Annotated in this window: 23 protein-coding genes; 4 read left to right on the plus strand and 19 right to left on the minus strand. The window is 39.9% G+C overall.

What is annotated here, in order from left to right; all coding sequences use genetic code 11:
• Positions 1-18 precede the first annotated feature (18 nt).
• The 4 genes from BANVL01_RS05645 to BANVL01_RS05660 all read right to left on the minus strand — a co-directional run bounded on the left by BANVL01_RS05645 (position 19) and on the right by BANVL01_RS05660 (position 3,253).
• Positions 19-855, minus strand: a complete 837-nt coding sequence (locus BANVL01_RS05645) for a sugar phosphate isomerase/epimerase family protein (protein ID WP_066091027.1) — start codon at positions 853-855, stop codon at positions 19-21.
• Positions 855-1,637, minus strand: coding sequence for a 2-dehydro-3-deoxy-D-gluconate 5-dehydrogenase KduD (gene kduD, locus BANVL01_RS05650; protein WP_066091030.1), 783 nt, complete (start codon positions 1,635-1,637; stop codon positions 855-857). Before kduD ends, BANVL01_RS05645 begins: the two co-directional genes overlap by 1 nt.
• Positions 1,638-1,681: 44 nt before the next feature.
• The gene (kduI, locus tag BANVL01_RS05655) at positions 1,682-2,512 is read right to left on the minus strand and encodes a 5-dehydro-4-deoxy-D-glucuronate isomerase (protein WP_066091033.1); all 831 of its coding nucleotides are present in this window, start codon (positions 2,510-2,512) and stop codon (positions 1,682-1,684) included.
• Between the two features lie 96 nt (positions 2,513-2,608).
• A complete protein-coding gene (locus BANVL01_RS05660; protein ID WP_066091036.1) occupies positions 2,609-3,253 on the minus strand; it encodes a bifunctional 4-hydroxy-2-oxoglutarate aldolase/2-dehydro-3-deoxy-phosphogluconate aldolase in 645 nt (214 codons plus the stop codon).
• A gap of 208 nt (positions 3,254-3,461) precedes the next feature.
• Between BANVL01_RS05660 and BANVL01_RS05665 the strand changes: the two genes are divergently transcribed.
• Complete coding sequence (locus BANVL01_RS05665) at positions 3,462-4,226, plus strand: IclR family transcriptional regulator (RefSeq protein WP_235845489.1); 765 nt, start codon at positions 3,462-3,464, stop codon at positions 4,224-4,226.
• Positions 4,227-4,282: 56 nt separating this feature from the next.
• Here the strand turns inward: BANVL01_RS05665 and BANVL01_RS05670 are convergent, their stop codons facing one another.
• The 14 genes from BANVL01_RS05670 to BANVL01_RS05735 form a co-directional block, all read right to left on the minus strand.
• On the minus strand, positions 4,283-5,776 hold the full coding sequence (locus BANVL01_RS05670; RefSeq protein WP_066091040.1) for a UxaA family hydrolase: 1,494 nt from the start codon (positions 5,774-5,776) through the stop codon (positions 4,283-4,285).
• Position 5,777: 1 nt separating this feature from the next.
• Positions 5,778-7,259, minus strand: coding sequence for a tagaturonate reductase (locus tag BANVL01_RS05675; protein ID WP_066091041.1), 1,482 nt, complete (start codon positions 7,257-7,259; stop codon positions 5,778-5,780).
• A gap of 101 nt (positions 7,260-7,360) precedes the next feature.
• Positions 7,361-8,359, minus strand: coding sequence for a LacI family DNA-binding transcriptional regulator (locus tag BANVL01_RS05680; RefSeq protein WP_066096862.1), 999 nt, complete (start codon positions 8,357-8,359; stop codon positions 7,361-7,363).
• Positions 8,360-8,378: 19 nt separating this feature from the next.
• Positions 8,379-9,785, minus strand: a complete 1,407-nt coding sequence (uxaC, locus tag BANVL01_RS05685) for a glucuronate isomerase (protein WP_066091044.1) — start codon at positions 9,783-9,785, stop codon at positions 8,379-8,381.
• 166 nt (positions 9,786-9,951) lie between these two features.
• Positions 9,952-11,109 (minus strand): response regulator transcription factor, encoded by a 1,158-nt coding sequence (locus BANVL01_RS05690; RefSeq protein WP_066091047.1) that lies wholly within the window; start codon positions 11,107-11,109, stop codon positions 9,952-9,954.
• Positions 11,102-12,904, minus strand: coding sequence for a sensor histidine kinase (locus tag BANVL01_RS05695; protein WP_066147735.1), 1,803 nt, complete (start codon positions 12,902-12,904; stop codon positions 11,102-11,104). The genes BANVL01_RS05690 and BANVL01_RS05695 overlap by 8 nt, the downstream gene beginning before the upstream one ends.
• A 187-nt stretch (positions 12,905-13,091) precedes the next feature.
• Entirely contained in the window at positions 13,092-14,189 is a 1,098-nt protein-coding gene (locus BANVL01_RS05700) for a glycoside hydrolase family 88/105 protein (RefSeq protein ID WP_425311866.1), read from the minus strand.
• 147 nt (positions 14,190-14,336) lie between these two features.
• Positions 14,337-15,677, minus strand: a complete 1,341-nt coding sequence (locus tag BANVL01_RS05705; protein ID WP_066091053.1) for an ABC transporter substrate-binding protein — start codon at positions 15,675-15,677, stop codon at positions 14,337-14,339.
• Between the two features lie 46 nt (positions 15,678-15,723).
• Positions 15,724-16,560 (minus strand): carbohydrate ABC transporter permease, encoded by an 837-nt coding sequence (locus BANVL01_RS05710; protein WP_235845490.1) that lies wholly within the window; start codon positions 16,558-16,560, stop codon positions 15,724-15,726.
• 1 nt (position 16,561) lies between these two features.
• Positions 16,562-17,509 carry a carbohydrate ABC transporter permease gene (locus BANVL01_RS05715; protein ID WP_066091056.1) on the minus strand — a complete coding sequence of 316 codons (948 nt, stop codon included), beginning with the start codon at positions 17,507-17,509 and terminating at the stop codon, positions 16,562-16,564.
• Between the two features lie 166 nt (positions 17,510-17,675).
• On the minus strand, positions 17,676-20,393 hold the full coding sequence (locus tag BANVL01_RS26555) for a fibronectin type III domain-containing protein (protein WP_066091059.1): 2,718 nt from the start codon (positions 20,391-20,393) through the stop codon (positions 17,676-17,678).
• 318 nt (positions 20,394-20,711) lie between these two features.
• Positions 20,712-22,016, minus strand: a complete 1,305-nt coding sequence (locus BANVL01_RS05725; protein ID WP_066091062.1) for a Gfo/Idh/MocA family protein — start codon at positions 22,014-22,016, stop codon at positions 20,712-20,714.
• A 157-nt stretch (positions 22,017-22,173) separates the two neighbouring features.
• Complete coding sequence (locus tag BANVL01_RS05730) at positions 22,174-22,416, minus strand: DUF2584 domain-containing protein (RefSeq protein ID WP_066091065.1); 243 nt, start codon at positions 22,414-22,416, stop codon at positions 22,174-22,176.
• A gap of 35 nt (positions 22,417-22,451) precedes the next feature.
• A complete protein-coding gene (locus tag BANVL01_RS05735) occupies positions 22,452-23,240 on the minus strand; it encodes an alpha/beta hydrolase family protein (protein ID WP_066091068.1) in 789 nt (262 codons plus the stop codon).
• A gap of 112 nt (positions 23,241-23,352) precedes the next feature.
• On the opposite strand from BANVL01_RS05735, the gene BANVL01_RS05740 reads away from it, so the two are divergent.
• Genes BANVL01_RS05740 through BANVL01_RS05750 form a run of 3 tightly spaced genes read left to right on the plus strand, consistent with a single transcriptional unit; the run spans position 23,353 to position 25,956 of the window.
• Positions 23,353-24,369 (plus strand): ABC transporter substrate-binding protein, encoded by a 1,017-nt coding sequence (locus BANVL01_RS05740; RefSeq protein WP_066091071.1) that lies wholly within the window; start codon positions 23,353-23,355, stop codon positions 24,367-24,369.
• Positions 24,370-24,392: 23 nt separating this feature from the next.
• Positions 24,393-25,169 (plus strand): ABC transporter ATP-binding protein, encoded by a 777-nt coding sequence (locus BANVL01_RS05745; RefSeq protein ID WP_066091075.1) that lies wholly within the window; start codon positions 24,393-24,395, stop codon positions 25,167-25,169.
• Positions 25,150-25,956: an ABC transporter permease gene (locus tag BANVL01_RS05750; protein ID WP_235845491.1), complete on the plus strand. Its 807-nt coding sequence runs from the start codon at positions 25,150-25,152 to the stop codon at positions 25,954-25,956. Before BANVL01_RS05745 ends, BANVL01_RS05750 begins: the two co-directional genes overlap by 20 nt.
• Positions 25,957-25,977: 21 nt before the next feature.
• Here BANVL01_RS05750 and ytkD read toward each other — a convergent pair whose 3' ends face one another.
• Entirely contained in the window at positions 25,978-26,457 is a 480-nt protein-coding gene (ytkD, locus tag BANVL01_RS05755; protein WP_066091078.1) for an RNA deprotection pyrophosphohydrolase, read from the minus strand.
• Between the last annotated feature and the right edge of the window lie 33 nt (positions 26,458-26,490).

Below are 26,490 nucleotides of genomic sequence, written 5' to 3' on the forward strand. Positions count from 1 at the left end.
ACTTTTTTACATAATCATTTAAGCCTCTTGAAATGATTTCTTTAAAAATTTAATACTTCCATCAATAAAAGGTTCCCGTGTACTTTCCATTAATACATTAATAAACGGCTTTTTCTTCTTGATATAATTCAACACGAAGTCGTAGTTTAATAGTCCTTTGCCCACGGCGACTGTTTTTAACTTATTGTCCTCGGCGATAAAATCCTTTGCGTGTAGAATAACGATTCTGTCTCCCCATAAGTCAAATGCTTCTTGGAAGATTTCCTCTTGGTTTTGATACGTATCAATTGTTAGCAAATTGACCGGGTCAAAGATGACCTGGAGAATATTTGAGTCGACTGAATCCAACAGCCGCTTCATCACCTTCGAGGAATAAATCGGGTGATTTACACCCGCCTCTACTCCGACGATAACCCCAAATTTTTCTGCTTCGGCCACAAGCTCATGAACGCTTTCGACAACTTCAAGGAAGGGTTTTTCTTTGAAATTTTCAACCGTATAAGCAATTTCCGCATTCACATTCCCAGTTTCCGTACCGACAATACCACAGCCAAAATCTCTAGCAAATCTGATATGCTCTTTGAATCGCTCTAACGCCTTTCTACGCTCCGTTTGATCCGGATGAATCATGTTTATATAACAGCCGAGGACTGCAATTTGAATATCCTGCTCCCGGAAGGCACGGCCAATTTGATGGGCGAAGCCAGGTGATAAACTGCCTGTCGCAGTATTCATATACGGAAAGGATTTGTTTAAGGCTAACTGGATTGAAGTCAGCCCTTTATCACTAATTTTCGTTACTAAATCATCTAAAGACTGATTGTCAATATCGTGTGCTCTTATTCCTATATTCATTATCGCGCCAGCCAGCCTCCATCAACCGCCAAAATATGCCCATTCATGTAATCAGATGCCTGACTTGATAAGAATACTACAACACCCATCAAATCTGCTGGTGTTGCCCAGCGTGCGGCAGGAATACGTGATAAAATTTCGGCATTGCGTTTCTCATCCGCACGAATTGGCGCTGTATTTTTCGTTTCTACATAACCCGGAGCGATGGCGTTAATTTGAATATTATACCCGGCTAATTCATTGGCGAATGCCTTTGTCAGGCCGGCTACGGCATGTTTACTGGCCGTATATGGCGGAACGAACTTTCCGCCCTGGAAGGAAAGCATGGAAGCAACGTTAATAATCTTGCCGCTCTGCTGCTCAATCATTACTTTAGACACTTCCTGGCTTAGAAAATATAAAGCATTTAAGTTAAGCTCAATCACGGCATCCCAATCTTCTTCTTTGTACTCTTGGATTGGTGAACGGCGAATTGTGCCAGCGTTGTTCACTAATATATCAATTTTCCCATAAGCCTTTAGGCATTGGGATACCACTTCCTTGAGTGCCTGTCTATCCGTTAAGTCCGCTTGGAAAAACTCTACCCGGCGGCCTGTTTGCTTAATTAATTCATGCGTTTCATCCCAATTAGTACCATGTGTAACGATAAATAAATCGGCACCCGCCTTGGCAAGAGCTACAGCATATCCCTGACCCAGGCCAGTATTTCCGCCCGTCACAATCGCTACTTTCCCATCAAGCTGGAAAAAGTCCATTGAAAAAGCATTTAATTCACTCGTCATCATGAATACCTCCCATACAATGTAGTTAAAAAGCTATCTTTCTATTAACGCAAGTCTTCCATTTTGACAAAATCCATGTCATCATAGGTAATGTTTTCGCCGCACATGCCCCAAATAAACGTATAGTTGCTTGTTGCGGTACCTGTATGAATCGACCAGCTTGGCGAGATGGCCGCTTGTTCATTTTTCATGACAAGATGTCTTGTTTCATCTGGTTTGCCCATGAAATGGAATACTCGTGTTTCCGGTTCCATATCAAAGTATAAGTACACTTCCATCCGGCGTTCATGAGTGTGGCAAGGCATTGTATTCCACACGCTTCCTGGTGAAAGCATCGTTAAGCCCATTTGCAGCTGACAGCTTTGGCATACATTTGGATGAACATATTGATAAATTTTCCGTTCGTTTAATGTGCCAGGAGCACCTGCTTGAAGCGGGTCAATGTTGTTAATATCAATCTTAACTGTCGGGTATGTATGGTGTGCCGGAGTTGAGTTGATATAGAATTTAGCTGGCTTGTTTGCATCCTTTGAACGGAATCGTACATCCTTTGTCCCTCTGCCAACATACAATCCGTCTCTTCGATCCATGTCGTATTCAACACCATCAAGAAGAACCACGCCCGCATCACCGATATTAATTATCCCCAATTCACGGCGCTCTAAGAAATAATTTACGCCAAGCTGTTTATCAAGTTTAATGGTCAATTCTTCTTTTGCCGGAGTAACACCGCCGAAAATCATTCGATCCACATGAGTATAAGTTAAGTGTACTTGGCCGGCTTCAAAAAGTGTTTCTACTAAAAAGTGATTTCTTAATTCCTCTGTTGTATATTTTTTTACATCCTCCGGATGATGAGCATAACGTGTTTCCATTGTTCATTTCTCCTTTTCATTTCAAATTTTAACGAACGATTTTACCTGGTTTGTTCTCGGCAAATGTAAAGACTTCATCTAAATTTTTTTTCCTAATTACGCCTCTCTTGCTTCTTTTACTTTTTTAATATACTCGCTTGCATACTCGGTAATTTGCGGATATTTCCCCGTTTTAGCAGGTGTTACTAGATTTCCGCCGACACCAACAGCCACACAGCCATTTTTGATCCACTCGGCGACATTATCCAAACTTACGCCCCCTGTTGGCATAATATTGACTTGGGGAAGCGGTGCTTTAACCGACTTGATAAATTCAGGACCATACGCATTTCCCGGGAACAGCTTGATAATATCGGCACCATATTGAAGCGCCTGTTTCATTTCGTTAATCGTCATACAGCCCGGCATATAAGGAATTTGATATAAATTACATAGCTTTGCTGTCTCGACATCAAAACATGGACTAACAATAAACTCTGCACCAGCCAGGATGGCAATCCGTGCTGTTTGAGCGTCAAGAACGGTTCCAGCTCCGATTACGACCTTGCTATTTGAATAAATAGACGTTAATTCCTTTAGAACAGCTTCTGCATCCGGTACTGTGAAGGTAATCTCAATTCCTGCGATTCCACCTTTTACACACGCTTCAGAAATGAGGATGGCTTCTTCCATCGTATCCGCTCTTACAACTGCAACAACTCCACACTCGGTAAGGCTATTTAGAACGTTTAGTTTTTTCATACCTTTCACCACCTTGAAAAATTCATATTAATTTCCTATTTGGAAATCTAATTTATTATTTGGAAATTATAGATTTATTATATATAATAATGTTAACGTTTTCAATAGATAAAAGTATTTTGATAACTTTATAGTAATTTTTAGAGTAATAGCCATTTAAACCATGATCCACTATACTAATTTACAACTCGAATAGGAGAAGGGATTAATGATGAATACGAATAAACCGCCATATGGCACCGTTCTGTTAAAAGCTGCCCGCATTATCGATTTTTTGTCAGCCAGCGATCACCCGCAATCATTAAATACGATTTCAAAAGAGGCTGAATTGACAAATTCAACTGCCTTAAAAATATTGGACACACTGCTGTTAATTGGCTATGTTCAAAAAGACTACGAATCAAAAAAATTCAGTCTGGGCACTGCCCTTATCAAAATAGCGAATAAAGCGATGAATCGGCTCGATATTAAACAAATCGCCCAGCCGCATTTAGAGAAATTACAGCAGAAGACATTAGAAACCGTGCACCTTGGAATCCTAGATCACACAAGTATTGTCTATGTAACGAAAATTGAAAGTAAAAATCCGGTCTGTTTGTATTCGAAAATCGGAAAAGCAATTCCGTTGTATTGCTCCGCTATGGGCAAAGCTGTACTGGCAGATCAAACGGACCAAGAAATAAGACAGTATTTAGCTGCTACTTCATTAGTAAAAATGACCGAACATACGATTACCGATGAAGATGCCTTTATGAATGAAATCGCTAAAATAAGAAATCTTGGCTATTCCTTTGACAACCAGGAACACGAGAATGAGGTTTTTTGCATCGGCGCATCGATTACCTTAAATGGAAAAAATCATGGTGCCTTTAGTGTCAGCATTCCTCACTATCGCGTCACAGATGAATTGCTCAAGGAAACCATTCAGGCCATCCAAACGTGCAAGGCGGATATTATCAGCGACTTACAATAATGTATCCTTTGAAATAAACCCGTTATCGTTAAATAACGGGTTTATTTTTATCCTACTTAAAGCGTTACACCAGTTTTAAAAATCGCAATTTCTCTAAAATCATTTTTTTCATTATTGACGAATTCCCCGCTTGCCACTCTTACAATATAGTCAACAAAATCCTCCAATACTTGCTCTGAAGAAACGCCATCTTCAAGCAAGGTACCGGCATTATAATCAATCCAATGTGGCTTGGTGTTGTAAATTTGCGTGTTTGTAGAAATCTTCATCGTCGGCACAAAGGTTCCAAACGGCGTCCCCCTGCCTGTCGTAAACAGCACCATTTGACATCCGGCTGCAGCTAAGGCCGTGGAGGCCACCAAATCATTTCCCGGGGCACTGAGCAGATTTAACCCGTTTGTTTCAAGAACTTCGCCATACTTCAACACATCGACAACCGGAGAAGAACCGGCCTTTTGCGTACAGCCAAGCGATTTGTCCTCCAACGTGGTAATTCCGCCTGCCTTATTTCCCGGTGAGGGATTTTCGTAAACCGGCATATCGTGCTTAAGGAAATAATCCTTAAAGTCGTTTATTAAATGCACTGTTTTTTCAAAAACCTCTTCATTAATGGCCCGTTCCATTAAGATGGTCTCCGCACCAAACATTTCCGGAACCTCGGTTAACACGGTGGTTCCCCCTTGAGCGATCAGGTAGTCGGAGAAACGGCCCAGAAGCGGGTTGGCCGTTATTCCGGAGAATCCGTCGGAGCCGCCGCATTTTAAGCCAATTTTTAATTCGGATAATGGAATATCTTCCCGTTTATCATTTTTGGCATATTCATAGATTTCTTTTACCAGTTTCAAGCCTTCCTCAATTTCATCCGTAACCGCTTGGGAAATCAGGAATTTGATTCTGCCTTCGTTCACCGGGCCGAGCGCCTTTTTAAATTCCGGCAATTCATTGTTTTCACAGCCAAGCCCCAATACCAACACACCGCCGGCATTCGGGTGATTGACCGCATCCATGAGGATTTTTTTCGTGTTTTCATGATCATCACCGAGCTGGGAACAGCCATAATTATGTTTCAAAACAAGCACATTATCAAACGGGCTGATATCACCGACAACATTTTCAAACCGTTTAATGATTTTTTCGGCAATGCCATTTACACAGCCAACCGTAGGAACAATCCATAATTCATTGCGGATGCCGACCTTGCCATTTTCTCGGCGATAGCCTTTAAAGATGCGGTCTTCTTTCATATATGGATTGGCTGTTTGTATCGGCTCGTAGACATATTCTTCAGTACCGGAAAGGTTCGTTTTCGTGTTATGAGCATGAACCCATTCACCTGGAGAAATATCAGTCAGCGCATGGCCAATCGGGAAGCCGTATTTAATAATATTTTCCTGATCCTTGATTGCTCTTACAGCAATTTTATGTCCCCTGTTGATATCTTCCATTAACTCGATTTGCTGGCCGTTTACGTCAAGCGTCTCTGATTTTTTTAAATCTCTTAATGCCAATATAATGTTATCGTTTGCATTTATTTGCATGATGTCCTTCATGTTAACCCTCTCCCCTGGCAACGGATGCTGTCGATAAATCCTTTATGACTGCAGTTATACCGTCTGTTTCGATTCTGTCCAGATGCGCGGCAACCATGTCTGTCAGCCCCGGAATATCCGTTAAGTCTTCTCCCCAAAGTACAGTGTCAGCCAAAACTTGCGCGGCCAGCTCCTTTAACCCGAGCTGTTGGCGCTGATATTTTTCCCAAAGTGATGCAAACAGGGTTAAAACCTTCGGATGATCATCGAGCTTGATTTCCTCCCCGCCCCTTTTACCTTTATAAAAATACAGCAGGCTGCTGAACGAAAATACCAATCTCTCAGGCAAAGCTCCAAATCTGTTCACGTATTCCACCAAAATCGGCAAATCTCTTGTTTTAAACTTTGAAATTGAGTTTAAGGAAATGCTCATTAAATAATGTTTAATGTATGGGTTCTTGAAACGATTCAATACTTCATTGGTATAAACCATTAATTCATCTTGTGGATCATCCAGGGTCGGAATGATTTCCTCGTAAATCAGGTCGTTAATAAACTTCCCTGTCAGGCTATGATTCACTGACTCTTCCACCGTATCTAAGCCTGATAAATAAGCGACCGGGGTCATTGCCGTGTGGGCACCGTTTAAAATCCGCACTTTTCTTGTCCGGAATTTTGTTAAATCATTGACTATAAAGGTGCCCTTAAGCCCGGCAGCAGCAAACGGAAGTTCCTCGCCCAGCCAATCAGGCCCTTCGATTGCCCAAAGATAATATTGCTCGCCGACAACCATTAACTGATCCTCGTAGCCAAGCTCCTTCTGGATTTCTTCACTTGAATCTTTCGGGTATCCGGGAACAATTCGATCAACCAGGCTGGAACAAAAGGTATTCGCGTTCTCGAGCCAGCTGATAAACGCTTCACCCAGATTCCAATGCTCCGCATACTGAAGAACCACTTCTTTCAACATACCGCCATTGTTTTCGATTAATTCACATGGAATGATGATGCAGCCTTTTGCCTCATCTCCTTTAAAACGGTTAAAACGGTGGTAAAGAAACGCGGTAAGCTTGCCGGGAAAACTTTTTTGCGGCCGATCCTCGAACCGGTCTTCCGGATCAAAGACAATCCCCGCTTCCGTAGTATTGGAAACGATAAATCGCAGCTCCGCTTGCCCTGCCAGCTTTACATATTCGTCATAATCTGCAAATAGATTAATCCCCCTGCTAATCGTATCAACCACCAGCTGTTCTTTGACCGGCTGGTCTTCCTTTATCCCCTGTAGGAAAAGCGTAAATAGTCCATCTTGGTTATTGAGCCGCTCAATTTTTTCTGATCCCCGCGGCTGAACGACAACAACACTGCCATTAAAGTCTGTTTCCTCATTTAATACTTGGATCTGCCAATCGACAAACGCTCTTAGAAAATTGCCTTCCCCGAATTGGAGGACCTTTTCCGGATAAGTTTTGAAATTTTTATAAACTTTTTTATTAAGTAATTGCATATTTTTATCACCCATCCTTTTTGCACACGTTAACAATCATATTCGAAAACAAGGATGTCTCAAGATGATTTAAGCCTATTCACTTGGACATCCTCCGTATGCTATTTTATTTTCCTTACTGAATCTCTAAAGATTAATTCTGTATTTACCAAGATTGTTTCACCACTTACATTCTTGGTTTGGATTAGGGATAGTATTTTTTCCGCACCCATGAAACTAATTTGTTCAACTGGCCGTTTAACGGTTGTCAGCCTTGGATTGGTATACTGTGCGAAGCCTATATCATCAAATCCGACGACAGAAATATCATTCGGAACATTTAATCCGCTAGCAAAAATGGCGTTTATCGCACCAATTGCCATGTCATCGTTAGAACAAAAAACGGCTGTTGGAGGTTTTTCCAATGATAAAAGCTGTTCCATCTTGTTATAGCCACTTTCCATATCGTAATTACCTTCAACAGAATAGGCTTTATTGATTGAAACATTCTCTTCAATCAGAGCTGTCAGGTAGCCTTCTTTTCGCTGCTGAGCTGATTTAAAGCCTTCTCTGCCTTCAATTAACGCTATATTTGTGTGTCCTTGCTGAAGTAAATATTCAACCGCCTGCCGTGAACCCACTTTATCATCCGATATTATATTAATAATTTTGTCGTCCTCAATTTCCCGATTTAAGACAACAAGCGGAATCTTCATTTGCTTGACATGGTAGATAAAAGGGTTGTCACTCACACTTTGGCTCATTAAGATAATGCCATCAAACCGCTGATTATTAATCGATGAATACTCCTTGTAATCATCAATTCCGCGAACATATAAATTGTATTCCTGGCCGATTACATGATTAACACCCTTGATGGTTTCGGCAAGGAAGCTCGCTGATGTCCCATCGCTGATACTTGTAAAGAATAAGCCAATCGTATGCGATTTTTGCATCACGAGGCTTTTAGCATTGAAATTGGGCGTATAATTTAACTGAGCAGCGATTTCAAGAATTTTTCTTTTCGTTGGCTCTTTAATTAATGGGCTGTTGTTTAATGCCCTTGATACAGTTGTGTGTGATACATTTGCCAATTTGGCAATATCTTTAATGGTTACCATCGGTAAAGTTCCTTTTCTGCTATTGTGGAAATTGAAAGTATTCTTTTGCATTATTATAGGCAATTCCCTGAACGATGCTGCCTAATAGTTCGATATCTTGTGGAAATTCCCCGTTTTCGACCCATTCCCCGATTAGATTACAAACAAGTCTTCTAAAATACTCATGTCTTGTATAGGAAAGAAAACTTCTTGAATCTGTCAGCATGCCGATAAAACGACTAAAAAGACCGATACTGGACAACGCCTTCATCTGTTCAAGCATACCTTCTTTCGTATCATTAAACCACCATGCTGTACCAAATTGGATCTTACCCGGTGTTTTCCCGTCCTGGAAGCTATTAATAATACTTGCAATTACAGGATTATCATTCGGATTTAATGAATATAGAATCGTCTTTGGCAGTTTGTTTTCTTTCTCTAAAGCATCGAGAATTCTGCATAATGGTTTTGCAATTTGATCGTCGTTCATTGAGTCGTAGCCGGTGTCAGGACCTAGTTCCTTAAACATTCTGCTATTATTATTGCGGTTCGCGTTAATATGGAATTGCATCGCCCAGTCTAACTCTGCATATTTTTTACCCAAATAGATTAACGTGTACGTTTTAAATTTATTTTCATCGATTAAAGGAATTTTATTCCCTGTTAATCTTTCGCTAAAGATTCTCTCCACTTCATCCTGTGCAGTTTCCTCAAACACGATGGTATCAAGAGCGTGATCGGAAACCCTTCCGCCTGCGGAGTGGAAAAACTTCACTCTCGCCTCTAGTGCCTTTAGGAAATCAGCATAGCTGTTAATTGTTAATTCTGATGATGTTTCCAGCTGTTTTACCCAATCAAGAAAACCGTCACGATTAATTTCCAAGCCTTTGTCAGGTCTGAATCCCGGAACAACCTTTACATTAAAATCATCTTTTTCTCTTAATAATAAATGATATTCTAAGCTGTCAACTGGATCATCCGTCGTACAAACTACTTGGACATTTGATTTTTCAATTAAATCTCTCGCGCCAAAGCCTTCGCCATTCAATAATGCATTAGCTTTTTCCCAAATCTCCGGGGCACTCTTTTCATTCAATATATCATGGATACCGAAGAAACGCTGCAATTCTAAATGGGTCCAGTTATATAATGGATTGCCGATTGTCATTGGTACTGTTTTTGCCCAGGCAATAAATTTGTCATAATCGTCTGCATTTCCGGTTATGTATTCCTCGGAAATGCCGTTTGCCCGCAACGCTCTCCATTTATAATGGTCACCGTAAAGCCATGCCTCTGTAATATTTTTAAATCTTTTATTTTCATAGATTTCCTTTGGACTTAAATGGCAGTGATAATCAATGATCGGCATTTCCTTTGCATAATCATGGAATAACGTGATAGCGGTTTCATCCTTTAATAAAAAATTTTCACCCATAAATTTTTCCACAGTTTCATCATCCTTTATTTCAGTTTATCAATAATGTTCACGTTAACATTTCTAGATTCATTTTACCTTTTAATAGCTGTTTATTCAATATCAAAAAATTTTTAATGGCGCATATTTTTTAAAATAATAAATGGTCCTTGTACTAGGACCATTTACATTTGCCTATCTATATTAATTTCTTAAATTGGGCGGGTGAATAGCCGGTATACTTTTTAAAACAAATACTAAAATATTGCGGATTTGAGTACCCGGTTTTGGAAGCAACTTCATAGGTTTTTAAGTCGCTCTGGCGAATGAGTTCCATCGCTGCCTTCATCCGTGTTTCCACAAGAAAATCCCCAAAGTTAAATCCTTTTTCTACTTTAAAAAGGTTGCTTAAATAGGCAGGATTAACATGGATAGCCTCTGCTACCTTTTGTAAAGATATTTCCGCCAACTGGTAGTTGCTTTCAATAAAGGCAATTGCTTTATCTACCAGTGAGGACTTTTTGTTTTCATTTAGCTTATTCGCATTAACGGAGAGGTCGATTGCTATGTTTTTTACCATTTCAAAAATATCTGGAATCGTTTTCATTTCAAGGATTTCCGATTGATATTGTGAACTAGCTGGACTTTTGCCAGATCCTTTTAACCATTTAGCCGATTCATCCACAATAAGTCCAACCATCCTGATGGTCAACAACTGGACTTCTTGCAGTGAAGCACTGCTGTTTTTCAATAATTGGTTTTTTATACCTTCAAGATAATCATTCACTTTTGAGGATAATCCTAATTCGATTAGCTTGGTCAAATTTCCTTCCAAGAATGTTGGACCGTCCATTATTATGCCAAATAAGCTAAGCTCCTTTTTTAGTTCCTCATTTGTGAAATGGGTAACGGCTAATTTTTCAAGAAACTTTTTTTGATTAAAAGGGCTGCTTTCATTCATTCGCTTTTCTTTTTGCTCTTCCTGTTCCCACTCCTCCGCGGCTTCTTTAATTTTTTGGATTAAGCTTTCGGAATCCACCGGTTTTAACAAATAATCAAATGCCCTAATTTTAATTGCCTCATGGGCATATTGAAAATCTTCATATCCAGTCAGAAAGATAAATTTAATCTTTGGCATTTTATCTTTGCTCATCCGTGCCATTTCTAAGCCATCCATAAATGGCATTTTAATATCTGACACAACAATTTGTGGTCTTTCTTTTTCAATCAGCTCCAACCCTTTTTCGCCATCAGCTGCTTCACCTACTAATTGAAAGCCATGTTCTTCCCAGGGAATGACACTTGATAGCCCCCTGCGAATGATGCGGTCATCATCTACGATTGCAACCTTATACATTCGTTAGCCCCCCTTTTAGTTTAGGAAAAACGACCAAACAGTTTGTCCCAATATTTTCCCCACTTTCTAATACTAGTCCATATGGTTCACCGAAATGCATTTGCAGTCTTTCATGTACACTTCTTAGTCCAATCCCGATCGTAGGCTGACCCGATCTCTTTTCATATAACTCTTTCCTAACAGCTTGAAGTTTTTCAGTGCTCATTCCTGTACCATTGTCGATGACCTCAAGACAGATATTTTCCCCTGATTCATAGCCCTTGATGGTAATCTTGCCTTTTCCACGTGTTTGTTTTACTCCATGGTAGATCGCATTTTCAATTAATGGCTGCAGTGTGAGCTTAATAATTTTATAAGTTAGAATCGTTTCTCCTATTTCGATTTCATAGGAAAAATCATCGCCATATCTCATTTCCTGGATATATAAATAATTTTTTATATGTGTGATTTCTTCGTTTATTGTAATGATTTCCTGCCCCTGGCTAATGCTAATTCTGAAAAAGTTGGATAGGGCGGTAATCATTGAACTGGCATCCTTATTTAATCCCATATCACAAAGGCCTTTTATTGAATAAAGCGTGTTATATAAAAAGTGCGGATTTATTTGCGCATGTAGTATCGCAAACTCCAATTGCCGCTTTTCCTCCTGCTCCAACCTTATTTGATTTAGCAGGTCGTTTACCCTAACCATTAGATCCTCGATTGCAATATTCAGAAATTGGATTTCCTGTGGACCGCGATGATCATATTTTAATTCCAGGTGATTTTCGCTAATTAATTTGGTCTGATTCACCAAGGATGAAACCGGATTGGATATATACCTGGCAAAAAAGTTAGCAAGTAAGATGGCGATGCCTGTAAGTGTAATAATCACAACAATCGTTACATATTTTATATAGTTGGCCTTTTTTAAAATTTCATCTACCGGAAAAATCGCCGCAATCTTCCACTTATTAATTCCGATTGTATCGTATACGACCATCATTTTCTTGCCATCGATGTTTTGAAACTGATATTTCCCACTTTCCTCTTCTAAACCTCTTAGATAGGCAGCATTTTCTGCATCCAAACTATACTCGCCTGTTACATTCTTGGAGTTCATATATCCATCAGGACTAAGCAGTGTAATATAACCCTGTTCACCGATAAGGGATTTATTTAAAACCTTTTCGAAAAAGTCATTTCGCAAATTAAACAAAAGAACTCCGTTAGCCTTCGATTGATTGTTTCCTATCAGTTTAAACAAACTGACAACCTTGGCATTGCTTTGGAAAATATCATCTGTATGAACATTCTGCCAATAAAATCCTTCTCGATTGCCATTGTAGCGATTGTTATATTGACTATAGGGAAACTGATTGTTTTTTAAAGAATAATCACTTCGATACAACGAAAATGTTCCATGATGCATATCAACGAAAATCGAATCAATGACGGTGGTGTTATTTAAGTGAATAGTCTTAAGCAAATTACTCATATCAATATAATCAGTTGGCCTGATTTCAGCAGATTCTGAGTTTATGATCGATAAAGTTTGCGGATTATTTGAAAACGTTACCAATTGTTCGAACACATCTGACAGCCGATTTTCTAAATAAGCCTTAGTCTGAAAAACGGTATCATCAATATTTTTATAAGCATTTTCCTCGAGCTGTGCGGCAGCCAGCATATAAGATACCCAGCCCATAATTGCAATAAAAATAATAATAACAGGCAGAAATAAGGAGATGATTGTCGACCTTAAAGAAAATAGAAAATACTTTTTTATCAATATTTTGATTCGTTGTCTGAACATGGCAGCCTAACGACTCCTCTGGATGAAGAAAATTATTGTAGTCTTATAGTTTATAAGATACTAAAATATTGTTATCTGGTAAATAGATATATTTATGTATGGCTTAAAACTCCAAATAACCTAAAGACGGAAAACCCATAACAAGAACCTTGCATGGGTTTTCTCCAAGATGGAAATAATTATTTTCTTATTCGATTATATTAGCGACTGCCATACTTGCCAGAATAAAGGCACCTACTCCATGTAAATCATTTTCAGACACAGGTCGTGAAACATAGTAATCGTACACACCTGCTGAAGTGCCGATGCAGATGCCTTTCATTTTCCACGTATCATTGTCGCATTCAATCATCTCATCTAAAAGGCCTTGGTAGGCTTTGACAGCGATTGTTATATACTTTTTATCTACATAGCCATTTTCTACTGCTCTAGCAATCGTATAAACGAATAGACTGGAGCAAGAGGATTCTAGCCAATTGTCAGTTTGGTCTACCTTATCGACAATCTGATACCATAAGCCTGTCTTTTCATCTTGAAACTTGGCATAGCCGCTGATTAGTTTTTGCAGTGCTTCAATCAGAACTGTTCTTCCTTCATGATTCTCAGGAAGGATATCAAGAATATCAATTAATGCGGTGCCATACCAGCCAACAGACCGGCCCCAAAATTCCGGTGAACAGCCTGTTTCCGGATTTGCCCAAGGCATACTTCTAGTCTCATCCCAAGCATGGTATAACAGACCTGTTTCTTGATCCGTCATATACTTTCTCATCAAGCTTTCCTGGTATAATACCATGTCAACTAATTCAGGCTCGTTAAATGCTTGATCAAACATTAGGGCAAACGGCCCGGCCATGAATAAACCGTCAAGCCACATCTGATACGGATATTTATCTTTATGCCAAAAGCCGCCTTCTTTTGTTTGATTAAGGGTGGTATACAAGTTTCTTAGCTTAGTTGCTGCTTTTTTATAGCGTTCATCCTTCGTCTTCTTATATAACGGGAAAAGTAATATCCCTACCTGAATGGAATCCAGTTCATCTCTAGCAAACAGAAAATTGCCGTCGGCATCCACAAACGTATCGACATAGCCTTTAATATAATCAAAATATTCCTGTCCACCGTTTTTCTCCCAAACCCGTTGCATCCCGTAAAGGAACACACTTTGATGATAATGCCAGGTATTTGCCGGCGGTAGATTTGCTGGCGTAAATGTATTCATCAAGACCTGGCATGCCCGTTCTGCCATCGATATCGGAACTTCTGCACTTAATTGTGATAATATGGTTTCCTGGTTGTTTGTCATTTGGAGTCCCCCTGAATAATGATATTGTTGGTTTTTCTCACCTTAAGTGCCATAGATTAGAGGTCCTTATGGTAATAGCGAAGCCGTCTAGAAATGTATTTTCAAGACGGCTCGTCATTTTATATCTTATTTCTTAAAGTGTTCGTCGTATTGAGCTTGGGCTTTTTCCATTGCCTGTGCCCATTCATTTAAAAATTCTTCAATTGTCATTTTTCCGCTTAAAACAGCTTGTGTTCCAGGATCAACAACTGTATCCAAAATCGATCTGTATTCTGGGAGATAGAACGGCGGTTGGTATAGCACTGTGTCTTTATCATCATATACCTTGAACGCTGTTTGGATATGCGGTGATTCCTTAATCCAATCTTCTCCTAGTACTTCTGAGTTCGTAGGGATTTGTCCAACTTGTTGGTTCCAATAGCTTTGGCTATCTTTTGAATTTAAGAAACTTGCGAGTTTCCAAGCTGCATCCGGATGCTTCGTTCCTTTAAAAACACTAATTCCAATTGTATTTCCGCCTTCAGCGACATATTTTCCATCTGCAGTCTTCGGTAATGGAATGGCTTGGAATTGATCGGGCTGTAATGCCTTGCTATGCTCACCAAATGAACCGATATTATGTTGAACCATCGCAACTGCACCAGTATCGAATCCGGCAATCATTGCTTTATAATCGTTCGTAATATCACTTTGTGGTGTGAACTTTTTATATAATGCAAAGTATTTCTTTAAGAATTCAGCATGTTTTGGATCATTAATGGTGCTTTTTCCGTCTTTAATATAATCATTGATTCCTGAGTAAGCATACATCATCCGTTGTAATTGGAAAGAACCGCCGGCTCCGCCGCGAATCGTATAGCCGTATCGATTTTTATCTTTATCGGCCAGCTTTTCTACAGCACCAAAGAAGTCATCCCAATTTTCAGGAATTTGTACATTTGCTTCCTTAAACCAGTCTGGACGCACCCAAAGAATGTCTAGGTTTTGGGTATATGGAATTCCATATAACTTGTTATCTGCGACGATTTTCTTATTAAAGTCTAACGAACCTTTGTTGATTTTTTCCTTGTCTTCCCATTTATCAAAATAGGAGTCAAGTGGCAGTAATGCCTCACGTAAAGAAAACTCAGGCAGCCAGCTTGTCTGCACACTTGCAACGTCAGGAGTGTCATTTGCTGCGATTGCGGCGTCATACTTTTGTTTTGCGGAATCCTTTGGTAATCCCACATATTCAACCGTAATATTCGGATTTTTATCATGGAAACGTTTAATTAATTCTTCCCAAATAGGTGTCCGTTGTGGACCAGCATTTTCATCCCAAAAGGTTAATGTTACCTTTTCATTGGGATCATCTTTCTTTTCCTTAGCTCCAGCATTTGCATCCTTTGTGTCTTTACTACAGCCGGCTAGTAGTAATGAAGCAGCCATTGAGGTAGCAGCGACTGTTTTAAGTAACTTCTTATACAAATTAACTCCCCCTATATCTTTTTTTATTTTCTTAATAAACTGCCAATCATCCTTTTACTGCTCCACCTAAGCCGTTAACTAAATGCTTTTGGGCATAAGAGAATAGGATGACGGCAGGAATTAAAGCGATTACACTTCCCGCTGCTAAAGCACCGTAGTTAATATTGAACTCACCCATCATATAACTTAATCCAACTGGAAGGGTAAAACGTCCCTGTTGGTTGGTAAGCATTAATGCGAGTAAAAACTCATTCCAAGTATAAATGAAAGTAAATACCGAGGTCGCGACAATTCCTGGAACTAGTAATGGAAAAATGACGTAACGCAGTGCCTGCATACGATTGCAGCCATCAATCATCGCTGCTTCTTCAAGCTCACGCGGCACATTTGAGATAAAGCCATTCATCAAAACTGTTGTAAATGGAATCTCAACTGCAGCATAGGTGAGAATCAGTGAAAGCGGATGACTAATTAAGCCTAAGTGTTTAAATACGATAAATAACGGAATAATCAGCATCGATCTTGGGATAAACTGGGTGCATAATAACATTAGAAGGAATGCACGCTTCCCTTTAAAACGATATCTTGCTAGCGCATACCCAGAAAGAATGGACAGGATAATCACGATCACTACAGTACAAATACCTACAATTAAGCTATTTTTAAAGTACGTAGCAAACCCGACATTGGTCCAAGCTGAAACGAAATTTTCGATTGTTGGAGATGCAGGTACATATTGCAGTGGTCGTTTGAGTATATCTCCCTCATGCTTAAAGGCCGTATTAATTGTCCAATATAGAGGGAAGACAGTAAACATCAGCATGATTAAAATCGGTATATTAAAGGTAAATAATTTATCAAGTCTTTTTTGTGCCCCGTTCACGTTAGCCCTCCTCTCTTTCAAACCGTGTTATTTTCAAATACACAATCGCAAAGGTTAATAGAATTCCAAACGAGATGACAGTAAGTGCTGATCCATAACCGAAATTACTGCCGTGAATGGCCTGTTTGGCAATATACATCGTAAGAGTTGTTGTACTGCCTGCAGGTCCGCCGCCTGTTAGGTTAAAGATCAAATCAACATTGTTAAATTCCCAGATAACACGCAGAAGTGTCGTCAAAATAATCGTGTTTTTCAATTGTGGAATCGTGACAAAAATGAAGCTCTTCCATCGTCCTGCACCATCAACCCGTGCCGCCTCGTAAAGTTCTTCAGGTATACTTTGAAGTGAAGCAAGTAATGTAATGGCAAAGAAGGGAATTCCTCTCCATAATTCGGCAATAACAACGGAGATAAATGCTGTACTGTTATTGGCCAGCCATGCTTGGTTTTCATGGATAATCCCGAGTCTCATCAACATATCATTAATAACGCCCATATGTTCATTATACATAAGTGACCACATAACGGATGCGAGCACCCCTGAGATAGCCCAAGGTATAAAGGCTGCAGCCCTGACAAGTCCTCTAAATTTAAATGTCTTATTTAATAAAATCGCAGCAATCATACCAAAAATTAACTGGAGACCAACCTGTGACACGACCCATTTAAGCGTCGTCAATAGGCTTGGGAAAAAAAATTTATCCTCTGTAAAGATTTTGATAAAGTTATCAAACCCGGCAAAACTATCGTAAAAAGGAGCAGCCAGGTTGTAGTTTTGCAAACTGTAGTAGAAAACCGTTCCGATCGGATAAAACAGAAATGCAACTACCATAAGGGTTGAAGGTAAAATAAATAAGTAAGGAATCCACTTTTCAGTTTTAAATTTTTTTCTTGGTTTACTTTGCTCAGGGGAGATAACATTTAGGTCTAGTTTTTCTTGTAAGCGCATATTATTAATCCTCCTTTCTTTTCTCATTTTAATCGAAAACGCTTACATTAAGAATTCAAAATCTTTGGGTAAGTGTTTAATATTTTTATATATTTCTGTATCTTTTTACTCTTTTAGTCAATAAAAAGAGCTTCCCGAAAACTTGGGAAGCTCCTGAAACCACTATTTATTTCTTTTTAGCATTCTGCGGGCCTTTTGTTGTTATCGTTAAGCTTGGGCCGGTGCCTGTCCATTTACCGGCGGCATCACCAGCTTCAATCTTAAATGTATAGGTTGTATTAGGTTCCAAGCCCTCTACTCTGTAGCTTGTTCCTGCAACTGACTTTTCAGTATTGATTGGGGTAAATTTAACTTTCCCTTCCAACGGTTTTCCGTTCTGATAAATCCTATAGCCAATGATCGCTTTGTCATCACTTGCAGCTGTCCAGCTTAATTTTACACTTGTTTGCGTGATGGCTTGGGCTTTGACTTCACTTTTCGCTGCCCATATAGGCGCTCCTGTGTCATATACTGCTTTTGTAGTCAGCTGTAAAGCGGTATCATACATCGTTCCATTACCTGCTGCATCAACCGCTTTTATTTTTATAAGATAGCTAGTATCTGGCTTCAATCCGGTAACTGTATAAGCATTTACATTACCATCAGCCGTTCCTGCCAGTTGATTATTCACATAGATTTCATATCGCTGTATGCCGTATTGATCCGAAGCGGGCAGCCAATTAATTTTGGCCCATGAAGTCCCGAGACTGCCGGATACTGCACTAAGGGTGAGGATATTATCTCCAGTAGGTACAGAAGGAGCGACTTCATCCTTTGAACCGGTTGTTTTCACTTGTAAACGTGGTCCATTTTCCGTCCAATTTCCGGTGGCATCCGCAGCTTCTACTTTGAAGTTATAGGTTAATGCCGGAGAAAGCCCTGTTAGTTTAAACGTTTGAGTAGACCCGTTGACTGTTGCTAGAAGCGTTTCCCCATCATAGAGATTGTAGCTCTTAACGCCCGTCGCATCCTGAGCTCCTTCCCATTTTAATGTAATGGATACATCATCTGTATTCACTGCCTCCAATTTGCTATCTTTTGACCAAACAGGGGCACTACTTGCATCACTGGAAACCGGTGTTGCTGTTGTCTCACCTTTGAATGATAATCTAGTAGAATTAGTGATGGCCCATGGATTTTTTGTATTGTTAAATTTCACATTAGTAAATGAACTATTTTTTAAATAATTAATCTTAGTCGCCTTTGCATTCATAAATACTACATTTTCAAAATGGATGTTCTCATGAAATTGATCCGTTACGCCTTCCACTTTGATTGCTTCTTTTCCGGTACCATCTACGGTAATATTTTTAACGACAATATCCTTAAATTGCCCCTTTACTGCAGCTGGCTCCACTTCAATGGCAGCATTAGCATCCGAGTAAGCAGAAGTAAAGATAAACCCTTCTTTGGCAATATTCTTCATCGCATTGTCCCTGAAGACAATGTTTCTAGCACCGCCGCCATTATCCGGGTTTGTTTTGCAGCGAAGGCCAACCTCCGTTTTATAAAGGACATTATCTTCCGCCAAGATGTTTTCAATCCAGGCACCTGTATGGCTTCCAGTCACAACCGCCCCATGCCCTTCTCTGAAGTAATTATTAAATATCCAGGCATTTTTGGTGGAATCTTCGTGTTCGCTCGATGCTCCGAGTCCTGCAGCAAAATTCATCGCATCGTCCCCTGTATCGAAGACATTGTTAAATACAGTAAGGCCATCACCATGGGCAAATTCAATTCCATCCGCGTTATTCACATCATAGGTTAATAGCTTTACTCCATTAACAGTGACATTGTTGCTGTTTAAATTAACTAACGTATGATTGGACGGGTTAAGCGCCGTAAACCCATTGTAATAAACATTATTAACCCCTCTAAGAGTAATCAGGTTCGACCTCGTTGGATATGGCTTCTCACTCCCTAATTCTTCAGCCCGTTCTACTTGTACTTTTGCGAGAATACCATTTTCATAAACAGTAGTGGAACTGCTAGTTTGGGAAAGCGGAAAGCCGTCCGGGTCTGTGCCATTCTGTTTCCAGCCATTCCCGTCAATCGTTCCTTTTCCAACAATCCTTATATTTGAAAGACTGCCGTAATCATAGGTGTGCGCATTGATGAGAGAATAGAAGCGCTCGTCAGTGGAATAGTCATATAACAAATAGTGATATGGGTAGTCATCAGCATTTTCAGAGCCAAGCAGGGTGGCCCCTTCGGCAACCTCAAGGGTCATATTGCTTTTCAGCCAAATCGCCCCTGTTTTAAAAGTTCCTTCAGGGATTATCACCTTTCCGCCTGGTGTACATTCATCAATCGCCTTCTGAATTGCCTCAGTATTTAATGTTTTGCCATCACCGACGGCACCATAATCTTTAACATTGAACACTTTTGGCACCGCTGTTGTCGATTGGCTTACAGTATTGCTATCGTTGGATTCATTGCCATTTCTATCAACAGCCCTAACCGTAAATTGATAATTGGTTTTAGGCTTTAGATCTGTTGCTGTGAAATTGTGCATAACAACTTTCACATGCCCGCTATTGTTCGGATCTGCATAGAATTTGTCTATATGTGATTTAGCAGGGGAAATGGATTGATTATTGGCGCTGCCAATCTTTTTACCATCCATATATACATTGTAGTCAACAATGTTTTCATAGTCCGCTGGTTTCTCCCAGACCAATGTAATACTGTTTTCATCGTAGGCTAATGCAGGTACCTTAAGGTTTTGTGGTGCTGATATCTGCGTTTCTGCATTAGCTTTCATTACGAAACCGCTTACATTAAACAGTGAATTAAGCATGAGTAAAACAATTGATAAGATTGATAGATTCCTAATAAATCTCAACTAGTATTCCTCCCTAATTTATGATGCACTCAAATGAAATAGCAGCGTGGTTTTTTACCTTATCTTATTCCGCTTTGCTCATTCCCCCCTCGTGTGCATGTTAAAGTTCACCTGTTATTATATAAAAACGGAATCTTTTAAAAATATAAAATCTTTATATGTTTGTTAAATATTTTAAGTAATTTTTTCCTCATTATTCCAAATTGCCTACCTTTTTCCCGTATTTTACATTTTATCAATACTAAAATACTAAGGCGGAAAATGGGGGTCTTTAGACCAAAAATTCCCTGCTTCTTCAATTAGAAGCAGGGAAATAATTCATGAATATTTTATTTCAATTGTGGACCTAAGCAGTTCGTTTATTCGAAACGGCTTGTTCTCCTTGCATGACCTCCATACTGCTTCCCCTACCGCAATCGAATAGGCTCCGGCTTCTGCACCTGCGAGAATTTGATAGGACCTATTAGGATCCACGCCCAAGAAGAGATCTTCCTGCAGCAATGGGTCTCCTCCCCCGTGTGAGCCTTCATTTTGAACGACATGGATGGTCTCTTTCGCTCCGAATAAAGGATAATATTCTATCGTTTGTTCGGGGTATGGAAACGAAATGCGGCTTGGTTCATGGTATTCCGTTGTTTCAATTCTCCCTTTTGTTCCATTGATGGCAAGACGATATCCTTCATATGGAGCGGAAAAATTAACGGAATAGTTTAACAGCGCACCTTTATCGTATTTAACAATTGCTGAGTAAGTATCTTCAATTTCGATTTCATGATCAAAGATACAGGCGTCCGGGCGGTAATCCGTATAATTATCAGCTGACTTTTCAATATTATCCGCTTTAATATGATCATCTTTAACAGCGATATTATTTCTGCGGTTTGACCAGCGCATATAATACTGACAGTTATATTTTTCTTGACATGTACTACAGTGTCTATTATCTGCTACGCTAGGATTAAATTCTCCATCTTTGCCATAGTAATTTAATGCCCCATAAGCAAAGACTTCTTCCGGTTTCTGGTCTAGCCACCAATTGACCAAGTCGAAATGATGGGAAGATTTGTGGATTGACAAGCCACCGGAATACTCTCTGTTTCGATTCCATCTCTTAAAATAACTGGCCCCATGATACGTATCAATATACCAATTCAAGTCAACGGATGTAACTCGGCCGATTTTACCTTCTAAAATCAGTTCTTTTATTTTTCGATGGAATGCACCGTAGCGATAATTGAAAGCAACAATTACTTTTCCTTTGCTGCGTTGCTCTGCCTCCATCACCCTAACGGCATCATTCGCATTTGTTACCATCGGTTTCTCTGTAATGACGGTTAAGTCTTGTTCAAGGCCTTGCAAAATATAGTCAATATGGGTATCATCCCTGCTAGTAACGACGATTGTGTCAGCGTTTGTTTCCTTTATCATCTGATTAAATTGATCTGCATTATAGGACGGAATTGAAAACAATTCGGGAAAACTATCTTTACAAAGCTCAATTCGTCGATCATCTGTATCTAAAAGTCCCACAATTTTATTTTCATGAGCAAAATCAGTTAGGATTGGTTCAATAAACATTCCCAAGGCGCGATTACTTAGTCCGCAAACGACTATTCTTTTCATCCTTCATCCCCCAGCTCTTTTTCCTATTAATCACTTATAATTTAGCAAATTAATTAGAATTAGGGCTTATTTAGAAAAAACACACAAAAATATTACATTAAATTCAAAAGATTTTATATCGTAAACCAAAAGAAAAAGCAGGTTCAACTGCCCCTGCTTAATTCGTCGAATTTAATGAAATTAGTTGATAAGTTAGTGTCGTGCTGCTCTTCTGCCACTCGACTTTTTTAATTAATGCTGTACCGTTTGAATCACTATCCTTCGTTTTTCTAACTTCAATCGGAATTTCAATTGGATAAAGTCTGTATCCTTTTTTTTTCAATACAAAGAGATTTTCCTCTACCCTTGTCTCTCTTCCCTTCGTTACAATCATCGTATTGAGTTCAAGAGGCATACCCATAAAAAATCCGCTCCTCTGCTTATATTAACTCTATATTACCATCTTTTGTGCTGACTTTTCATCCACTTTGCTAAATCTTCAACGACTTTTCGATTTACTGCAGGTGGAAAATAATGCGTTAACTCCGCAAAATACCAACATTCAACCATTTTATCTAATGCCCTAAGTCTTCTTTCAAGCCGGTAAGCGTGCTCGACGGACACATTATCGTCGAGAGCGCCATGAATGATCAATACTGGAGCTGCTAACTTTTCCATCTCATAAAGGGGAGTCCTGTCGTGATAGCGCTCCGGATATTTGTCAGGCGTTCCACCGATTACTCTCTTCATCATTCTTCGTAAATCTTTCCGTTCCCTATAGGTCAGGCTCATGTCACTAACCCCGCCCCAGGTAACAATCGATGCCGCTTCTGGAAATTGAATCCCTGTTAAGAGTGCCATCACGCCACCGCGTGAAAAACCAAAGACATGAATATCGCGAACTTTTGGTAAAGACTTTAATAGTAAAAAGGCGGAAAACGCATCCTCCCTGTCCTCTCCGGCAAAATCCTCATTCCCTTCGCCGCCTTGATTGCCGCGATAATACGGAGCAAATACAATAAACCCTTCTGAGGCAAACTGAGCAATCCGCGCCGGCCGGACTTTCCCGACATTTTTGATCCCGCCTCTTAAATAAAGAAAGCCGTCAGATACTTCTTCATATTTAGGTTCTGCGAGCAGTCCTTTTACTTTTAATCCATTAGAAATATAGGTGATTTCCATCAATTCCACCGTTGGATTAGGGGAAGGAAATCGGTTAATAGCCACAATTTTTCCATCATTCATCTTATATCGATCCCTTTTAAAAAATTTTGTGGAACTGGGCATTCACACATTTTTTTTTGCTTCATACGATAATCTTAGAAATTTAGCCCAGATTTAAGGAGGTTCAGTTTTTATGAAAAAATCAGTAAAGTTCAGTTTTTCCTTCCTTCTAATTGCTATTCTGATGTTTTCCTTAGCTGCTTGCAACAGTAATGACGATACGAAAATAAAGAAATTACAAAAAGTTCGGATTGCTGAAGTAACGCGCTCTATTTTTTATGCCCCGCAATATGTTGCTCTGGCAAAAGGATTTTTTAAAGAGGAAGGTTTAGATGTTACACTAACGACGACTCCTGGCGGCGACAAAACAATGACGGCGCTGATCTCAGGGGGAGCCGATGTTGCCCTGGTCGGTTCTGAAACATCGATTTATGTATATGCGCAAGACTCTAATGATCCGGTCATCAATTTTGCCCAATTAACGCAAACAGACGGCACATTCCTTGTTTCCCGTGAAAAAATAGATAATTTTTCATGGGATTTGTTAAAAGGAACGACCTTCCTCGGTCAGCGTAAAGGCGGTATGCCGCAGATGGTCGGTGAATTTGTTTTAAAGAAGCATGGAATTGATCCACACAAGGATTTGAACCTAATCCAAAATATCGACTTCGCGAACATTGCAAACGCCTTTGCCTCCGGTTCAGGGGAATTCGTGCAATTATTTGAGCCAACGGCGAGCATTTTTGAAAAAGAAGGAAAAGGGCATATTGTCGCTTCTTTTGGAAAGGAATCAGGCCATGTTCCATATACAACCTTTATGGCAAAAGAAAGCTATATGAAAGCAAATAAGGATACGATTGAAAAATTCACAAGAGCTGTTTACAAGGCACAGCAATGGGTGGAGTCGCACAGTGCTGAAGAAATCGCCAAAGCAGTTGAACCGTATTTTCCGGATACAGACCCCCAAATCATGAGAACTGTTGTTGAGCGCTATAAGAGTCAAGGCTCATTCGCAACCGACCCCATTCTAGATGAAGAAGAATGGAATAACTTGCAAAATATCATGAAAGAAGCGGGCGAACTTCCAAAAGAAGTCGATCATAAAACGCTTGTTAATACCGAGATTGCCGAAAAAGTCATGAAAAAATAACTTGAAAGGGAGGCCGTCTTTTTATGAGTTTCTTAACCGTTCAAAAAATTCACCATACTTATTTCACCAAAGACACTTCTGCCACGGCCCTCTCCGATATTTCACTTGCGGTTGAGGAAGGGGAATTTGTCTCCATTCTCGGCCCAAGCGGCTGTGGAAAGACGACCCTGCTCTCCATCATTTCAAGCCTGCTGCCACCAACCCAAGGAACGGTTCTGTTAGAAAATAAACCGATTTCAACCGCCAAAAATGACATAGGCTATATGCTCCAGCAGGATTATTTGTTACCCTGGAAAACGATTGAAGAAAATATTTTGTTAGGTCTTAAATTATCAAAGCAGTTAAATGAAAAGACAAAATTAGCAGCACTCAGCTTATTAAAGCAAATTGGCTTGACCGGAGTCGAGAAACAGCTGCCAAAGCAATTATCAGGCGGGATGAGGCAGAGGGTCGCACTTGTTAGAACGCTCGCTACAGAACCTAAACTGTTGATGCTTGATGAGCCCTTTTCAGCTCTCGATTACCAAACAAAACTAAAGCTCGAAGATTTAGTTTCACAGACCTTAGATGAGTTTGGCAAAACAGCCATTCTAGTTACGCATGATATTGGCGAAGCCATTGCCATGAGCGACAGGGTCTTTTTATTCTCGCCGCGACCGGGAAGGCTCCATAAAACATTTCATATTCCCGAGGAGTTGCGGAAGGTACCCCCTTTTGAAGCAAGAAATCATGAACTATATTCGAGCATCTTTCAAACGATATGGAAGGAGTTGGAGTCTCTTGATCAGAGAAACGAATAAGGTAGACCTCCTTCATAAAAACTACCTTCAATCATTAAAAGTAGAAAAAAGATGGGTTCGGTTTTATCAAGGAATCATTTTCCTGCTCTTTTTTTCCAGCTGGGAGATTTCAAGTCAGAATCGCTGGATTGATCCGCTCATATTCAGTTCCCCGTCGAAAATATGGAACCTATTAATCGCTAAAATGCAGGATGGGTCGCTGGTAACCAATTTAGGCGTAACCTTAACAGAAACCGTATTTGGCTTTATTTTGGGTACCCTACTTGGAACGATATTGGCCGCTATCCTCTGGTGGTCGCCGATGATTTCAAAAATACTCGACCCCTATCTAGTCATCTTAAATGCGATGCCTAAAGTGGCATTAGGTCCGATATTGATTGTCGCGATGGGTCCTGGGTATCCCTCGATTATTGCAATGGGTGCGATTATTTCGATTATCATAACGACCATTGTGGTTTATACCTCCTTTAAGGAAGTTGACCCCAATTATGTAAAGGTGCTGCAAACGTTTGGAGCGACAAGGTTTCAATGCTTTAAAGAAGCGATTATGCCGGCGAGCTTTCCAACCATCATTTCAACCTTGAAGGTCAATGTCGGCCTATCATGGGTCGGTGTCATCGTTGGTGAATTCCTTGTATCGTCTAAAGGACTGGGATACATGATTATTTACGGCTTTCAGGTCTTTAATTTCACGCTCGTTTTCCTATCGCTTTTAGTTATCGCCGTTTTCGCCACGATAATGTACCAGCTCGTGGAACTTCTTGAAAAAAAACTAATCAAGGAATAGCAGTTTGGCGCGAGCTCCCTGCTATTCTTTTTCCTTTTGCAGTGTTTGAATGTGAGTAATACATTCCTCAACGACTCGGTCCTTCATAATGAAGCTGTATTCTTCCCCAAATCGCAATTGTAGAATATCGCCGTTGACGGTAACCGGGCCATTTGTTTCGTGATAACTACTTGTTTCATCTATCCTTTTTACCTTTCCCCAAAAAACAGACTTAACAAAGGGGCCCACCACGTCTTGAACTCTGTACTGCGCCAATAAGTTTAAATCAGCAAGAATAGCTCCGGTCTCTTCATAGGCCTCACGTCTTGCAGCCTCCTCAAGGGTTTCGCCAGGTTCCCTTTTGCCGCCAGGAAACTCTAGCCCTCTTTGTTTATGATTGGTTAAAAGCCATCCTTCTCCAAATTGGCAAATAACCAAAACATGTTTTGCTTCCTCTTCGAAGGCCCCTTGTGAAAATGACAGTTCCACCTTGTTTCCGTTATCATCTAAAAACCGTATCATTTCAATTCCTGCCTCATATTATTAATTCTTTTA

Origin of the sequence: Neobacillus novalis NBRC 102450 (genome assembly GCF_001591805.1) — a bacterium.
Taxonomy (GTDB): Bacteria; Bacillota; Bacilli; order Bacillales; family Cytobacillaceae; genus Neobacillus; species Neobacillus novalis.

What these genes read in the sequence shown, in the direction of transcription:
- BANVL01_RS05645 (WP_066091027.1), bottom strand. Translation starts at nt 855, where the DNA reads ATGAATATAGGAATAAGAGCACACGATATTGACAATCAGTCTTTAGAT.
- kduD (WP_066091030.1), bottom strand. Translation starts at nt 1,637, where the DNA reads ATGACGAGTGAATTAAATGCTTTTTCAATGGACTTTTTCCAGCTTGAT.
- kduI (WP_066091033.1), bottom strand. Translation starts at nt 2,512, where the DNA reads ATGGAAACACGTTATGCTCATCATCCGGAGGATGTAAAAAAATATACA.
- BANVL01_RS05660 (WP_066091036.1), bottom strand. Translation starts at nt 3,253, where the DNA reads ATGAAAAAACTAAACGTTCTAAATAGCCTTACCGAGTGTGGAGTTGTT.
- BANVL01_RS05665 (WP_235845489.1), top strand. Translation starts at nt 3,462, where the DNA reads ATGATGAATACGAATAAACCGCCATATGGCACCGTTCTGTTAAAAGCT.
- BANVL01_RS05670 (WP_066091040.1), bottom strand. Translation starts at nt 5,776, where the DNA reads ATGAAGGACATCATGCAAATAAATGCAAACGATAACATTATATTGGCA.
- BANVL01_RS05675 (WP_066091041.1), bottom strand. Translation starts at nt 7,259, where the DNA reads ATGCAATTACTTAATAAAAAAGTTTATAAAAATTTCAAAACTTATCCG.
- BANVL01_RS05680 (WP_066096862.1), bottom strand. Translation starts at nt 8,359, where the DNA reads ATGGTAACCATTAAAGATATTGCCAAATTGGCAAATGTATCACACACA.
- BANVL01_RS05690 (WP_066091047.1), bottom strand. Translation starts at nt 11,109, where the DNA reads ATGTATAAGGTTGCAATCGTAGATGATGACCGCATCATTCGCAGGGGG.
- BANVL01_RS05695 (WP_066147735.1), bottom strand. Translation starts at nt 12,904, where the DNA reads ATGTTCAGACAACGAATCAAAATATTGATAAAAAAGTATTTTCTATTT.
- BANVL01_RS05715 (WP_066091056.1), bottom strand. Translation starts at nt 17,509, where the DNA reads ATGCGCTTACAAGAAAAACTAGACCTAAATGTTATCTCCCCTGAGCAA.
- BANVL01_RS05725 (WP_066091062.1), bottom strand. Translation starts at nt 22,016, where the DNA reads ATGAAAAGAATAGTCGTTTGCGGACTAAGTAATCGCGCCTTGGGAATG.
- BANVL01_RS05730 (WP_066091065.1), bottom strand. Translation starts at nt 22,416, where the DNA reads ATGGGTATGCCTCTTGAACTCAATACGATGATTGTAACGAAGGGAAGA.
- BANVL01_RS05735 (WP_066091068.1), bottom strand. Translation starts at nt 23,240, where the DNA reads ATGAATGATGGAAAAATTGTGGCTATTAACCGATTTCCTTCCCCTAAT.
- BANVL01_RS05740 (WP_066091071.1), top strand. Translation starts at nt 23,353, where the DNA reads ATGAAAAAATCAGTAAAGTTCAGTTTTTCCTTCCTTCTAATTGCTATT.
- BANVL01_RS05745 (WP_066091075.1), top strand. Translation starts at nt 24,393, where the DNA reads ATGAGTTTCTTAACCGTTCAAAAAATTCACCATACTTATTTCACCAAA.
- ytkD (WP_066091078.1), bottom strand. Translation starts at nt 26,457, where the DNA reads ATGATACGGTTTTTAGATGATAACGGAAACAAGGTGGAACTGTCATTT.